Origin of the sequence: Kitasatospora aureofaciens, assembly GCF_001188955.3 — a bacterium.
GTDB classification, from domain to species: domain Bacteria; phylum Actinomycetota; class Actinomycetes; order Streptomycetales; family Streptomycetaceae; genus Kitasatospora; species Kitasatospora aureofaciens.
In genome coordinates, this window is record NZ_JPRF03000012.1 from 123,226 (window position 1) to 137,831 (window position 14,606).

At 73.6% G+C, this 14,606-nt stretch carries 8 protein-coding genes; 3 read left to right on the forward strand and 5 right to left on the reverse strand.

The genetic code is table 11. From position 1 onward, the window contains the following. The first annotated feature begins 70 nt into the window (after positions 1 to 70). Positions 71 to 2,020 carry an acetate--CoA ligase gene (gene acs / locus HS99_RS05600; protein ID WP_050366895.1) on the forward strand — a complete coding sequence of 650 codons (1,950 nt, stop codon included), beginning with the start codon at positions 71 to 73 and terminating at the stop codon, positions 2,018 to 2,020. A 234-nt stretch (positions 2,021 to 2,254) separates the two neighbouring features. Here acs and HS99_RS45755 read toward each other — a convergent pair whose 3' ends face one another. Genes HS99_RS45755 through HS99_RS05615 form a run of 3 tightly spaced genes read right to left on the reverse strand, consistent with a single transcriptional unit; the run spans position 2,255 to position 4,510 of the window. Continuing rightward, entirely contained in the window at positions 2,255 to 3,280 is a 1,026-nt protein-coding gene (locus HS99_RS45755; protein WP_030556311.1) for an AMP-binding protein, read from the reverse strand. Positions 3,281 to 3,320: 40 nt separating this feature from the next. Further along, complete coding sequence (locus HS99_RS05610) at positions 3,321 to 4,106, reverse strand: hypothetical protein (RefSeq protein WP_043389394.1); 786 nt, start codon at positions 4,104 to 4,106, stop codon at positions 3,321 to 3,323. Then, a complete protein-coding gene (locus HS99_RS05615; RefSeq protein ID WP_030556313.1) occupies positions 4,103 to 4,510 on the reverse strand; it encodes a hypothetical protein in 408 nt (135 codons plus the stop codon). The genes HS99_RS05610 and HS99_RS05615 overlap by 4 nt, the downstream gene beginning before the upstream one ends. Positions 4,511 to 5,119: 609 nt before the next feature. Here HS99_RS05615 and HS99_RS05620 point away from each other — a divergent pair. Next, entirely contained in the window at positions 5,120 to 8,017 is a 2,898-nt protein-coding gene (locus HS99_RS05620; protein WP_030556315.1) for a helix-turn-helix transcriptional regulator, read from the forward strand. Here HS99_RS05620 and HS99_RS05625 read toward each other — a convergent pair. Next, positions 7,945 to 10,752, reverse strand: coding sequence for an AfsR/SARP family transcriptional regulator (locus HS99_RS05625; RefSeq protein ID WP_063737787.1), 2,808 nt, complete (start codon positions 10,750 to 10,752; stop codon positions 7,945 to 7,947). The two genes, HS99_RS05620 and HS99_RS05625, sit on opposite strands and share 73 nt — an antisense overlap. A gap of 185 nt (positions 10,753 to 10,937) precedes the next feature. Between HS99_RS05625 and HS99_RS05630 the strand changes: the two genes are divergently transcribed. Next, positions 10,938 to 12,818, forward strand: coding sequence for an AfsR/SARP family transcriptional regulator (locus HS99_RS05630; RefSeq protein WP_050366897.1), 1,881 nt, complete (start codon positions 10,938 to 10,940; stop codon positions 12,816 to 12,818). Positions 12,819 to 13,104: 286 nt separating this feature from the next. Here HS99_RS05630 and HS99_RS05635 read toward each other — a convergent pair whose 3' ends face one another. Next, positions 13,105 to 14,430, reverse strand: a complete 1,326-nt coding sequence (locus HS99_RS05635) for a choice-of-anchor A family protein (protein WP_030556321.1) — start codon at positions 14,428 to 14,430, stop codon at positions 13,105 to 13,107. Positions 14,431 to 14,606: the final 176 nt, after the last annotated feature.

Genomic DNA, 14,606 nt, shown 5'->3' on the forward strand with positions numbered 1-14,606 from the left:
CGGGCACTGCGGTGCCCACGCTGAACCGTGTCCGGCCGAGACCGGACAGGCACACACCAAGGAGCATGTCTTGAGTAGTGAGACCCTGGCGAACCTCCTCAGGGAGGAGCGGCGCTTCGAGCCGCCGGCCGTACTGGCCGCGAACGCCAACGCCACAACTGCCGACCACGAGCGGGCGGCCGCCGACCGGCTGGGCTTCTGGGCCGAGCAGGCCCGCCGCCTCAGCTGGGCTGTCGAGCCGACCGAGACGCTCGACTGGTCCAACCCGCCCTTCGCCAAGTGGTTCGCCGACGGCAAGCTCAACGTGGCCTACAACTGCGTGGACCGCCACGTCGAGAACGGCCTCGGCGACCGGGTCGCCATCCACTTCGAGGGCGAGCCCGGCGACAGCCGCTCGATCACCTACGCCCAGCTCAAGGACGAGGTCTCGCAGGCCGCCAACGCGCTGCTGGAGCTCGGCGTCCGCAAGGGCGACCGGGTGGCGGTCTACCTGCCGATGATCGCCGAGGCGGTCGTCGCGATGCTCGCCTGCGCCCGGATCGGCGCCACCCACTCGGTGGTCTTCGGCGGCTTCTCCTCCGACGCCGTCGCCTCCCGCATCCAGGACGCCCAGGCCAAGCTCGTCATCACCGCCGACGGCGGCTACCGGCGCGGCAAGCCCTCCGCCCTCAAGCCGGCCATCGACGAGGCGCTCACCAAGGTCGAGGGCGTCGACCACGTCCTGGTGATCCGCCGCACCGAGCAGGAGATCCCCTGGACCGAGGGCCGCGACGTCTGGTGGCACGAGATCACCGCGCGCCAGTCCACCGAGCACACCCCCGAGGCGCACGAGGCCGAGCACCCGCTGTTCATCCTCTACACCTCGGGCACCACCGGTAAGCCCAAGGGCATCCTGCACACCTCGGGCGGCTACCTCACCCAGACCAGCTACACCCACCACGCGGTCTTCGACCTCAAGCCGGAGACCGACGTCTACTGGTGCACCGCCGACATCGGCTGGGTCACCGGCCACTCGTACATCGTCTACGGCCCGCTCTCCAACGGCGCCACCCAGGTCATCTACGAGGGCACCCCGGACACCCCGCACCAGGGCCGGTTCTGGGAGATCGTCCAGAAGTACGGAGTGACGATCCTCTACACCGCACCGACCGCGATCCGTACCTTCATGAAGTGGGGTGACGACATCCCCGCGAAGTTCGACCTGTCCTCGCTGCGGGTGCTGGGCAGCGTCGGCGAGCCGATCAACCCCGAGGCGTGGATCTGGTACCGCGAGCACATCGGCGGCGGCAAGTGCCCGATCGTGGACACCTGGTGGCAGACCGAGACCGGCGCCGTCATGATCAGCCCGCTTCCGGGCGTCACCGAGACCAAGCCGGGCTCGGCCCAGCGCGCCCTGCCGGGCATCGCGGCCACCGTGGTGGACGACGAGGCCAACGAGGTCCCCAACGGCTCCGGCGGCTACCTCGTGCTCACCGAGCCGTGGCCGTCCATGCTCCGCACCATCTGGGGCGACGACCAGCGCTACATCGACACCTACTGGTCGCGCTTCCAGGGCCGTTACTTCGCCGGTGACGGCGCCAAGAAGGACGAGGACGGCGACATCTGGCTGCTCGGCCGGGTGGACGACGTCATGCTGGTCTCGGGCCACAACATCTCCACCACCGAGGTCGAGTCGGCCCTGGTCGGCCACCCGTCCGTGGCCGAGTCCGCCGTGGTCGGCGCCGCTGACGTCACCACCGGCCAGGCCATCGTCGCCTTCGTGATCCTGCGCGGCGGCGTCACCGAGAGCCCCGAGCTGGTCGAGGAGCTGCGGGCGCACGTCGGCCGCACGCTCGGCCCGATCGCCAAGCCGAAGCAGATCAAGGTGGTCGGCGAGCTGCCGAAGACCCGCTCCGGCAAGATCATGCGTCGCCTGCTGCGCGACATCGCCGAGGGCCGCGAGGTCGGTGACACCACCACCCTCGCCGACTCCTCCGTGATGAACCTCATCCAGCTGTCGAACACCGGCAGCCGGGACTGACCGACCCCCGAACCGCGTCGGCCTCCTTCCACCCGAGGAAGGAGGCCGGCGCGTTCTCCTGTCCGGAGCGGCTCAGACAGGATGTCGACTTGCGGGGCGGCGGAGTCTTTCGCCGCCGTATCAGCAGTTATCCATGCTCCTACGGCAATCCACCCCATGAGGGCGGGTCGGAAGACATCGACGGTCCCCCGCCGCACGATGCGGTGGGGGACCGTTGAGGGTTGCGGCCCGCCCTCATGGGCCGGCCCAGGGGCTGCTGCCGACGCGCAGTTCCCAGGGCGTGGCGGTGGTGGCGGAGCTGCGTTCGCGCTGCCAGTACCAGAGTTCGGACTCGTCGGCGCCGCCGATCACGGCGACCCGACGCAGGTCGAGTGCGTCCTGACCCTGCCGGCCGTCCGTGCCGGACCTGCTCAGGACATCGCGCAGCGCATCGGGGCCGGCGTGCAGCACGCTCACCCCACGGTCGTGGACGGTCTCCCACAGCCGCCCGGTCCGCGCCCACCAGTCGCCGTCCTCGCACAGCACCTGGGCGGCACCGACCGCCAACGGCCCGGACACCGCCGTCGGGTGGCGCACCAGCCATTCGAGGCTGGCGGCGCACCAGTACACGTCGGTGCTGTGCAGGCCGAGCCGGAGGCCGGCGGCCAGTTCACCGCCGGTTGGTCCGGTCAGGTCGGTGCCGATCGCCGCCCCCGCCAGTGCCCGGTGCCACCAGCGGTGATGGTCCGCCCGCCGCTGTGTCGGTCGGCTGCCGTACTGCACCACCAGGATCGGCGGAGCCGTCGGTGTGGCCGCTCCTGCCCGGTCGAAGGCCTGGTCGACGGTCGCCAGCCAGTCCTGCGGTGCGCCCTGGTGGCAGCCGCCGTCAGCTGTCACCACCAGGCGGACGTGTCGGCGGCGGCGCCGTGCGAGTTCGTCGCCCGGGTGCGGGTGCGGGTGCGGGTGCGGGTGCGGGTGCGGGTGCGGGTGCGGGTGCGGGCGCGGCGTCGGCCATGTGTCGAGGGTCGTGGGAACGGCGCCGATCCGGGTGCACGCCAGCAGGGCAACCGCCGCCTCCGGGATCACCGGCAGGTGCAAAGCGACCTGGTCGCCCGCCTGCACACCGAGCCTGCGCATCACCGCGGCGGCCCGGTCCACCTGCTCGGCCAGCTGATGGCGGGTGACGGTCCGTGCGGCGCCCGCGCTGTCGACGGCGTAGAGCGCCACCTGGTCGTCCGGGACGGTGGGCGTCGGGCAGGTGGCAAGTGTGGTCCGTAGCACGGCGTCTCCGCTCGGTCGGGTTCGGAACCGGTCGGGCCGGTCAGTCATCGGTGTGACCGCTCAGCCCCTGGGCGCCCCACCAGGCGGCGCGCGACGAGCAGTCGCCGACCACCAGGGGCACATCGGAGCCGTTGTCGAGCAGACAGCCGCCGCCGTCCTGGGTCCTGATCCGCAGACAACCGTCCGTGGTGGAGTCGGTCGCGGCGGACCCCGGAAACGGCCGGCGGTCGGTGAGCTGCCAGCGCTGCGCGGAGACGTCGACGGTGCCCGCCGTGACGTCGTCGCCCGCGGTGACGTCAGCCCTCAGGTACACAGCGCCGGCCCGGTCCGCGGTGATCAGCTGCGGCACGGGCGCGCCGCTGGAGAGCAGGGCCTGCAGCGCCAGGCCGCCGTCGGGCTCGGCCCAGACGAGCCACTCCTCGCTGTTGGCGCCGGTGGCGGCCGTCGCACCGACCCGGGTGCCGTCCGGCACGTCGGAGAGCGGAGCGTTCAGAGCGGCGATGCGCCGCCCCGAGGCGCAGGAGGACAGCGTCCCCAGCCCCGAGTACGAGGCGGTGCGCGGCCCGGTCGTGCCGAACACCGGTGGATCGCTCGGCGCGTCGGCCGGGTCGCCGAGGCTGCCCGGAGGCACGCGGCCGTCGGCCGGCTTCGAGGCGCCGGGCGGGGAACTCGGCACCCGGGCGGCGGTGAGGGTGCTCGACGGGTCCGGGACCGCCGAAATCCCGTGGTCGACGGTGCACCCGGTGACCAGCAAGGCGCCCGGTAGCAGGCTGAGAACGGCTGCGATGCCCGCTGCGCGCGGCAGCGGGCGGTGGGTGGCGGTCACCGCGGACCGGCCTGAGCGCCCAACGCGGCCGTGAAGGCGTCGAATCCGTGCCGCCACTGGTGCCGGACGCTCATCCGGGTCGGCTTGCCACGGCCCGGCTCCAGGAACCAGAAGACGCTCATCCGCGTGTCATGCTTCACCCTGACCAACCGCTGCGCCGCCTCCTTCCGGGGTATCGCGTAGACCTGCCGTCCGGGATCGCCGAACACCGGGGTCAGCTCGTGAACGCGCAGCACGTGTTCGGTCAGGGTCATCTCATACTCGTCGACGGTGCCGAAGACGTCGATGACCAGCCGGCTGAGCCATGGGTTCCAGCCCGGCGCCACCCGTAGGGTGGCGAGCGTGCGGCCGCCCGGATCGCCGGGTTCCGTCACCCGATCGGTCTGGTTCGTGCGCGGCACCATCTGTCGTAGCTCCTTGCCGTGCCGCCCCCGGTGGGGCGGCTGTGTCTTCGGCCCGGGCAGTGGCCGCCCGGCGGGACCGCAGGTATCGGTCCCGGCCCTTCGTCACCGTAGGCGGCGGCGGTGGCCTCGGGGATGCCGGTCGGAACCGAAGGATTTGCCGGGTTGACGGTGTTTCGGCCCGTCGTTCAGCCGGTGCCGTTCGGTGGAGCGGGCACGGGCACGGGTACGCCCCGGGATGCGGGCCCGCGCGCAGGCGCGGTGGAACCGCCTCACCAGCGGCTCGCCGGCAGCACGCCAGGCGACACCTCGGGCCGCCCGCTCCTCCATGGCCTGCCCGAGGTGGCGTCGCTGGTCGTCCGGCTGCCCGTAGGCGGCTCACGGGGAAACTTAGCGGACGGTTACACGCGGTCGGCAGGATCGGGTCCGGCCGGATCGGGTGGTCGCTGACCAGCCCGGGTACCCGGCTCGCCAGCCGGCCCCGGTTCGGGCCGGATCACCGACCAGCACCCTTGAGCACCGATGTCTGATCTCTCTGCCCTGAAGTCCACTCCGCGCACGCGCCGAGCCGGCGGCCCCGGTTCCGTCCACCGCCGCCGGTCCGACGACCCCATGCTGATCGGACGGGATCGCGAACTCGACGCGCTGGCCGAGCTGTTGCGGCAGGACGCTGCGCAGGGGGCCTTCGTCCTGATCCAAGGCGAGTTCCGCACCGGCAAGACCGCGCTCCTCCGGGAAGTGCTCGGGTGGGCCCGGCAGAACGGGGACACCGTCGTGTCCGCCTGGGCGGACCCGTCGGAGACCGGCGCGGAGTTCGGCGTCGTGTGCCAGCTCTTCCAGCCGTTGGTCCTCGGTGCCACGGACGGAGCCGAATCCCTGCTGGCCGGGCCCGCGGCGCGAGCCACGGAGGTGTTGTGCTCCGACGCGTCCGTGTCCGCGTCGCTGTCCGAGTCCGCCGAGGGCCCCACCACCGCGACGCTGACCGGGCTGTACTGGCTGGCAGCCCAACTCGCCGCCCGCAGGCGCCTCGTCATCGGCATCGACGACCTGCAGTGGGCCGACCGGGCCTCTCTGCTCTGGCTCCGGTGCCTCCTGCGCCGGGCCGGAGACCTGCCGGTGACCGTCGTCGCCACCGTCGGTCCCGCACAGGCCCCGGCTGACCGGGACGTCCTGGGTCAGCTGGCGCCGCTGTTCCGGCACCGGATCGCCCTGACCGCCCTCGACGGCGCGGCCGTCACCGCAGTCACCGAGGAGGTCCTCGGCGCGCCCGGGGACGTGCACTTCCGCGACGCCGTCCACACCGCGACAGGCGGCAACCCGTTCCTCCTGCACGCTCTCCTTCGTACGATCAAGGCGTCCGGGAACGGGCCCGACACCGAGGCCGCCGCGCGGATCACCCGGTTCGTGCCGGCCGACGTGGGTCGGGCCCTCCACCTGCACGTCCAGGCCGCCGGTCCGCACGCGCAGTCCGTGGCCCAGGCGGTCGCCGTCCTCGGCGGCACACCGGCCCTCGACCTGGTCGCCGGCGCGACCGGCCTGCCGGAGCCGGCCGTCCAGGACGCGGTGCACGCGCTGGAGCGAGCCGGGCTGATGCGCCGGACCGGGCACACTGCGGCCTTCGTCTGTCCGGTGATCAGGGTCGCGCTCGCCAACGACGTCCTGCCCAGCGTGCGGCAGGAGGTGCACGTCCGTGCGGCAGAGCTGATGCTCGGCCACGGCATGCCCGCGGAACAGGTGGCGGTGCACGCCCTCCATGCGCCGCTGGGCCTCGTGTGGGTGCCCGACGTGCTGCGCCGGGCCGCCGCAGAGACGGTGCGCAAGGGCGCCGCCGACCGCGCGGTCGTGCTGCTGCGCCGCGCGCTACGCGAACCGCTCGCGGACGATGTCCGCGCCACCCTGCTGATCGGACTGGGCGAGGCCGGCCTCGCCACCAGCGTGGCGGAGGCTGCCCTCGACCTGCGGCGGGGACTCGACCTGTCCCGCGAGCCGGGGGAGCGGGCCTGCGCGGCGCGCCGCCTGGCCGGTGCGCTGTTCGCCCTCGACCGCTACCCGGAGGGGCTGGACGTGCTCGAGCGCACCGCCGACTCCCTGCGCGAGAGCGACGCCGCCCTCGCGCTGCGCTTGGAGATCGACCTGGTCTACGCCGGTCTGCACGACGCGGCGTCGGCACCCGGCGTGTTGCCCCGCCTGATGGACCTGCGGATCTCCGACGCCGTCGGCACCCCGGCCGAACGCCCGCTGGCGGCCCTGCTCGCCCTGCGCGCGATCGTGCTCGGCGAGTCGCCGGCCGCGGCCGTGGCCCTCGCGCGGCAGGCCCTCACCCACGGGATGAATCCGGCGGACGACGAGTCCTTCGTCTACTCGGGCACCGTGCTCTTCCTCGGTACCGCAGGCGAGACCGACCAGGCACTCGGCTACGCTGACGCGGCGGTCGAAGAGGCCCGAACCCGTGGCTCCGCCTTCACTCTTGCGCACAGCCGGATCATCCGAGCCCACGTGTACGGCCAGCTTGGCCGGGTGCTGGACTGCCAGGCGGACGCGGAGGCCGCCCTGGTGAAGCTCGGGGAGATCGGTGTCGACCCGCACCACAGCCACAGCGTCCTGGCAACGGCCGCGCTGACGGACGCGCTCGTCAAGCAGGGTCGACTCGACGAGGCGCAGTCGCTCCTGGAACGCGTCGCCCTGACCGCCGACCTGGACGGACACTGGGTCAACGACTACGTCCATCTGGTCCGAGGTCAGCTGCGGGCGGCACAGGGACGGCTGGCGGAGGCACTCACGGACTTCCAGGAGTGTGGCCGGCGCACCGAGGCCCGTGGCATGCGCTGCCCGTGGATCTACCCCTGGCGCTCCGAGGCCGCCCTCGCCCGGGCGGCGCTCGGCGAGCACGGGGAGGCCCGGGTGCTGGCGGCGGAGGAGCTGGCGCTCGCCCGGCGCTGGGGCGTCCCCGAGGCCGTCGGCGCGGCCCTGCGCGCGCTGGCCCTCGCCACCGGCGGCTCGCAGGGGCTCGACCTGCTGCGCGAGGCCGCCCGGACGCTGGCGGGCACGCCCGCCCGGTTCCGGCATGCGCAGGCCCTGGGCGACCTGGGCGCCCAGCTGCGCCGGGCCGGCCGGACGGCGGAGGCCCGCGAGTGCCTGAAGGAGGCGGTCACCGCGGCCCACCCGCACGGCGCCGCACTGGTGGCCGATCGCGCCCTGGATGAACTCCGGGCCGCCGGAGACCGCCCCCGTACGCGCACGTTCCAGGGGGTGGGCGCCCTCACTCCTACCGAGCACCGGGTGGCGGGCCTGGCCGCGAAGGGGATGACCAACCGGGAGATCGCCCAGCACCTGTTCGTCGGCCTGCGCACCGTCGAGGTGCACCTGACGAACGCCTACGGCAAGCTCGGCATCGACGGGCGCCGGGGCCTGGCCGAGGCGCTGTCGGCAACCGGGATTCAGTCCCCGTTCAGTGCGGCGCGGCTGCGGGCGAGGGTGCCGAGAGCGACGGGCTCCGCGCCCGGGTCGTGAAGCCGCCGGCTCGCGGCCACGGCCTGCTCGGCCCAGTGCACGGCCTCGGCCGGGCGGCCGCTGTCGAGATGGCACTCGGCGATGTGGATCAGGGCCCCGGGCTCGAACGCGGGCAAGCCCTGGGCTCGGGCCAGCGTCAGCACCTGCTCGTGCAGGGGGAGCGCGCGCTCGGGGTCGCCCATGCCGCGTGCCGTTCGGCCGACCGAGTGCAGCGCGTAGAGCTCGCCGAGCGGATCCCCGAGGGCTCGGAACAGCGTCAGGCTCTGCTCGGCGGCGCGTCCCGCGGCCTCGGTTTCGCCGCAGACGAGATGCCAGATGACGCTGGTGGCCAGGGCGTTGGCCTTGGTCCACGCGCTGCCGCAGTCGTCCGCGAGGCGGATCGTCTCGTCGTGGAGGGCGAGTGCCTCCCGGGGGCGCTGCTGCCGGTTGGCGATCATGGCGCGGACGTTGGTGATCTCGGCCAGCACCGGAAGGTCCCGGCAGACGCCGGCCTGTTCGGCAGCCCGGCCGGAGACGGTCTCGGCCTCGTCCAACTCCGCCAGTTGCAAGAGGCCGCCGCCGAGCATGTAGCCGGCCCGGCCCTCGGCGCGCGTGTCCCCGTGAGCGGCGGCCAGTTGCACGGTGCGGCGGCAGACGCCGATGAGTTCGCGCCACAGGAAGCCGCTCTCCAGGTAGGGGTCGAGCGCGAGCAGCAGGTCGGCGACCATGACATGGGCGCCGGTGAGGTCGAGTGCCTGTCCGGCCAGGGCCAGCAGGTTGCCGCCCTCCTCGTCCAGCCAGTGGCGGCCGTCGGCTCGGTCGGCCACCGGCAGCCCGGGCACCGTCACTCGGGTGAGGACGTCCGGCACGGCGTGGCCCGGCCGTACCGCGCGGTACGCGTTGGCCGCCGTTGCCACGGCCTGGTCGACCATCCTGAGGACGAGCGCGGCCCGCTCCTCCTCCGGGTCGAGCTGCTCGGCCCGGCCCTGGGCGAACAGCCGCAGCAGATCGTGGTACCGGTACCGGTCGGGGGCCGGGGATTCCAGGAGACCGGCGTGGACCAGGGCGTCCAGGACGTCGAGGGCTGGCTGTTCCGCCAGTTCCAGGGCCGCGGCGGCGGCCGGCAGCGACAGGTCGGCCGTCTGCGGGACGGCGAGCAGCCGGAAGGCGCGCGCGGCGAGCGGAGGCAGTTGGTCATAGCTGAGCTGGAAGCACGCCTCGACGGCCAGATCGTGCAGGCTCAGCTCCGCCAGCCGCTGCCGCCGGTCGGCCAGGCGGTCGCGGACCGCGGCGAGCGACCAGTCCTGGCGGGCGGCGCTACGGGCGGCGATGATCCGGATGGCCAGCGGGAGGTGGCAGCAGGCGTCAAGCAGCTCGCGGGCGGCGTCGGGTTCGGCGTGGACCCGTCGCGGCCCGGCGATCCGGGCGAACAGTTCGAGCGCCTCGTCCGGTTCCAGGACGTCCAGGTCCACGTGCCGGGTGGGAGCCAGACCGAGCAGGCTGGTCCGGCTGGTGACCAGGACGGCACCGCGCTCGGACCCCGGCAGCAGCGGGCGCAGCTGGGCGAGGTCGCGGGCGTCGTCCAGCACGACCAGGACCCGGCGTTCGGCGAGCAGTGACCGGTACATCGCCGAACGCTCGTCGATCTGCTCGGGGATGGCGCTCTCGGCCACGCCCAGCGAGCGCAGGAAGTGGACCAGCACCGCGCCCGGCTCCATCGGATCGGGGCGGCCACCGCGCAGGTTGACGTACAGCTGCCCGTCGGTGAAACGGCTGCGCGCCCGCTGGGCGACATGGACGGCCAGCGCCGTCTTGCCGACGCCTCCCATGCCGGCCACCGCGATGACCGTGGGGGCGACCGCCGACGGCTCCTCCACCAGCAGCACCAGGGATTCGACCAGCTCCCGGCGCCCCGTGAACTCCGACGCATCGGCGGGCAGTTGCGCCGGGCGCGGACGGCTCGGCCGCTCCTGGCCGGCGCCGGGTGCGGTCGGTGCGGACAGGCCGGGGTCGCGTCGCAGGATGCGCTGGTGCAGGTCGCGCAGCGGAAGGGTCGGCTCGACCCCCAGCTCGGCGTCCAGAGTCCGGCAGGTGTCGGCAAACGCCGCCAGGGCCTCGGACCGTCGACCGCTGCGGTACAGCGCGGTCATCAGAAGGGCCGCGAGCCCTTCGTGTAGTGGGAACTCGCGTACCAGTGAGGAGAGTTCCTCCATCACCTCGACGTGCCGCCCCAGCGCCAGGTCGACGTCGAGCCGCTCGTGCACGACGGCGAACCGGCGCTGGGCGAGCCGCTCGCGCTGCCGCTCGGCGTGGGCACCGGGAACGCCCTCCAACGGCACACCCGTCTGAAGTTCCAGCGCCCGCCGCAGTCTCTCGGCCGCTTCCGCGAGGTCTCCCTCGGCCCGCAGCCGGGCCGCCTCCTGTGTCAGGTTCTGGAAGACGGCGAGATCCGTCGCGTCGGGGGGCAGCCGGAGGGCGTACCCGCCGCCGGCCGAGACCAGCACCTGCGGCGCGGCACGGTCCCGCTCCAACACCGCGCGCAAGTTCGAGATGTGGTTGCGGATCGCGGCGACGGCCTGGTTCGGTGGCGCGTCGCCCCACAGTCCGTCGACCAGTTCCTCCGTGGTGACCGCACATCCAACGGCCGCCGCGAGAATGGCCAGCACCGCGCGCCGCTGGGCAGGGCCGAGCGCGAGTTCCTCGCCGTCCCGCCACGCCCGCACGGGGCCCAGCAGCGCTATTCGTACGTCCGTCACTGTCTTCCGTTCATCCTTCCGGGTCGTCGCGCCGGACGGGCCTGCCGCGGCGGGACGGCCCAACCTAGCCGCTGGCGGGTCCCGACTCCGAACAGTGCACCCGTCCGGCATGGGACAATCCATCCGAAGCCGCCCGCACGGGGCACGCCCGGACCGAGGAGGAGGGGCGGGCGCGGACGGCCGCGGTGACGCACCACGGCGGCGTGGCGCTGATCCCCGTAACCGGCACCGGACGGGGCCGGCAGGAGGCGGTGCCGGTCGGAGGGCGGGGCGTGGAAGGGCTGCGGATCTCGCTGCTCGGTCCGGTGCGGATCCGGTGCGGTGATCAGGAAGTCGCCGCCGGATCCCCGCAGCGACAGGCCGTACTGGCGGTCCTGGCCCTGCGGGCGCGGCAGGTCGTCACGGGCGATGAACTGGCCCGACTGGTCTGGGGGGAGAGCGCGCCGCCCTCCGTCGGCGCGGTGGTGCGCAACCACATCTCACGCCTGCGGGCCGCGATCGGAGCCGACGGGGTCCTGGTGTCCCGGGCCGGCGGCTACGCCCTGGAGCTCGCGGACCTGGATCTGGACGCCGCGGAGTTCGACCTGCTGGCGGACGCGGCGGCTCGTCACCGGGGCCGCGGGGAGGCGGCCGCCGCCGTCGGGCGGTACCGCGAGGCGCTGGCGCTGTGGACGGGCACCGCCCTTTCCGGCGTTCCGGGCCCGAACGCGGAGCGGCAACGCGAGCGTCTCACCGGGCGACGTCTGACCGTTCTCGAAAGCTGCCTGGAACTCGAACTCGGCCTGGGCGGGCACGCGCGGGTGGTGGAGGAGCTGACCGCGCTGTGCGCCGAGTACCCGTTGCGCGAGAGCCTGCGGGGGCTGCTGATGACCGCCCTGTACCGCACCGGCCGGCAGGCGGAGGCGCTTGAGGCCTTCGCCGACGCCCGCCGTGTCCTGGCCGACGAGCTGGGTGTCCAGCCAGGCCCCGATCTGCGGCGGTTGCAGCGGCGCATCCTGTGCGCCGATCCCGAACTCGCCCCGCTTTCCACTGCCGCCGGGCCGCCTGCCACCGGGACCGCGCACGAGCCGTTGCCGAGGGCCGGGGCGATGGCGGTGCCGGCCCAACTTCCCGCTGGGGCTGGGGACTTCACCGGTCGCGGCGCCGAGGTCGAGCTGATCGTGAGCGGTCTCACCGGCGACATCCCGTCAGGCGCGGCGGTGGTGGCGGTCTCGGGCCTCGTGGGTGTCGGCAAGACCACCCTGGCCGTGCGGGCCGCCCGGACCGTTCGCGCCGCCTTCGCCGACGGCCAGCTCTACGCGGATCTACACGGCACGCGGAGCGAGGCGGGTGAGCCCGCCGACGTGCTGGCAGGCTTCCTGCGCGCGCTCGGCGTGCCCGCGCAGGCGATCCCGGAGCAGTCGGTGGAACGTGCGGAGCTCTACCGCGCCGTCCTCGCCGGGCGGCGCATCCTGGTCGTGCTCGACGGCGCCCGGGACGAGGAGCAGGTGCGCCCCCTCCTGCCGGGTGGCTCCTCCTGCGCCGTACTCGTCACCAGCCGCGCCCGCCTGACCGGGCTCGGCCCGTCGCTCGCGGTTCACCTCGGCCGCTTGGCCCCGCAGGAGGCGGTGGAGTTCCTGTCCGCCGTCGCGGGCCGCTCCCGGATCGCCGCCGAGCCGGCCGCAGCCGACGACGTCGCGGCGGCGTGCGGTTGTCTCCCGCTCGCGCTGCGCATCGCGGCCACCAGGATCGTGGCCCGGCCCGCTTGGAGCATCGCCGCCTTCGCCGCCCGGCTGCGGGACGAGAACCGCCGGCTGAGCGAGTTGCGCGTCGGCGATCTCGCCGTCGAGACGGAGCTCCGTCTCGCCTGTCAGCAGTTGCCGGCCGAGCTCGCCGACGCCTTCCTGCGGCTCGCCGTCCTGCCCGACTGCTCGATCCCGGCGGCGGCCGCCGTGCTCGGCCTGGCGGAGGACTCCGTCGGCGGAATCCTGGAAGGGCTCGTTGACGCGGGGATGCTCGACCCCCCGGTCCATGGCCGCTACCGCTTCCATGACGTGGTACGGCTGTTCGCCCGAGCCGGGGCGTAGGGCGCTCCCGACGAGTACCTGCGACCGCCGGCTCCGCGCACCCTCATGGGGTGGTTGCGACAAGGCCACTCGGGGCGTGTGAAGAGGCGGGTCTTCGAGATGAGGGCTCAGCTGGCCCGGCTAGCACCGTCCTCACCGGCAGCGCGGACAAGCAGTCCCGGACTGCTGAGCGTCGGGCGCGGGGAGCCCGGAAGCCGCGTCAGCCTCCGGCGACCGGGTTCGATCACCGGAGGCTGACGCGGCGAGCAGCCGAGAACACTCGGGCCGTGCGGGCCGGTTCGGCCGCTCAGGCCTTCCTGGCCGCCCTCCGCCGGGCGGCCAGCACGATCCCGCCGCCGGCCGCGAGGGCCACGCCGCCGCCGATCGCCAGCGGCAGCACCGGGCCGGAACCGGTGTGTGCCAGGCTGTCGCCCGTGCTCGACGGCGCCGACGGGCCGGCCGACGCGGATGGCGCGGCCGGCGCGGCGGAGGAGCGGGACGACGACGGACCCGGCGAGGCACTCGCACTCGTGCTCGGCTTGCCGGTGCCCGGAACGCCCGGGGTACCGGACGGGCCGGTCGTGGCGGACGGCGTCACCGGGGCGGTGGGCGAGCCGCTCGGCGTCACCGGCGGGACGGTCGGCGTACCGGTCGGGGTCGGCACCGTGGTGCCGGGCAGGCAGCCGGTGAACGGGTAGTGGTGGGTCTCCGCGCTGCCCTTGCCGGTCAGCGAGGCGGCGATCACCGAGCCGTTGACCGGACCGCCGCTGCCGAGGTCGAAGGCGGCGTTGGGCGCGAGCACCGTCCCGGCCCAGGCGGCCGCGCTGTTCTTGACCACCTTGGTCGCGCTGGGGAAGTTCCAGAGCAGCTTGGCCCGGATCGCGCCGCCCGCCGCGCTCCGCAGCTTGTCGTCCAGCACGAAGGCCGACTTCTCCTCGTCCCACAGGTGGAAGTCGGTGGTTCCGGCCGCGGCCATGTCGTACGCGCCGCCGGTCACGTTGACGACGGTCACCGCGCCGGCCGGCACCTTGAGGTAGATCTCCTTGGCACCTTGGAGCGTGACCGCGTCGACGGTGAAACTGTTGTACTTGGCGTCGCCGCCGGTGAAGGCCAGCTTGGGACCGTCCGCCTGGACGGTGGCGCCCGCGGTCTGCGGCACGGCGGCAAGCTCGGCGGCGGCGGAGCGCAGCTTCGCGAACTCGGCCTCGAAGTCGATCGGCGAGGCGCCCTGGGAGACGGCGCCGGCGTGGGCCTGGACGACCGCGCCGTCGGCCTTGGAGCCGTAGATGCCGTTGCCCTTCATCACCTGGGTGTTGTTGCCGGTGATCTTCCCGGCGACGACCAGCGCGTTCTTGCCGGGCAGGGCGTCGACCTCGGCGGCGGTGAGCTCCTGGCCGACCGAGAAGCCGCCGGTGAAGTTCGCGTTGCCGCCGACGGCGACGGCACCCTCTGCGTCGGGGGTGTGGGTGTCGTCGCCCTCGATGAACTCGCCGTAGAGGTTCGCGACCCCGAGGCTGCGGCACTCCTGATCGGCACCGACGGCACCGACGGCCTGGGCGGCCGGGGCGATCAGCCCGGCGAGTGCGAGCGAGCCACCGACCGCGAGCGCGGCGGCGGAAGTGAATATGCGCATGTGCAGGATCTCCGCTTACGTGCGGGTGAGGAGTGGGAGCGGCCCGGAAAAAGTATGGACCAATCTGCATTCTTTCGGCCGGGCGGGTGAACAGTCAAGGCCACACTTGAGGGTGCGGCGAATAATAACCGTTCCTTAGTCCTTCCTTAATCCCGTTCGTTTCCTCCGAACACGGC

Bases quoted from the DNA above. Each gene is read 5' to 3' on its own strand.
- HS99_RS05615 (WP_030556313.1), bottom strand. From the start codon at position 4,510: ATGGTGCCGCGCACGAACCAGACCGATCGGGTGACGGAACCCGGCGAT.
- HS99_RS05620 (WP_030556315.1), top strand. From the start codon at position 5,120: ATGCTGATCGGACGGGATCGCGAACTCGACGCGCTGGCCGAGCTGTTG.
- HS99_RS05635 (WP_030556321.1), bottom strand. From the start codon at position 14,430: ATGCGCATATTCACTTCCGCCGCCGCGCTCGCGGTCGGTGGCTCGCTC.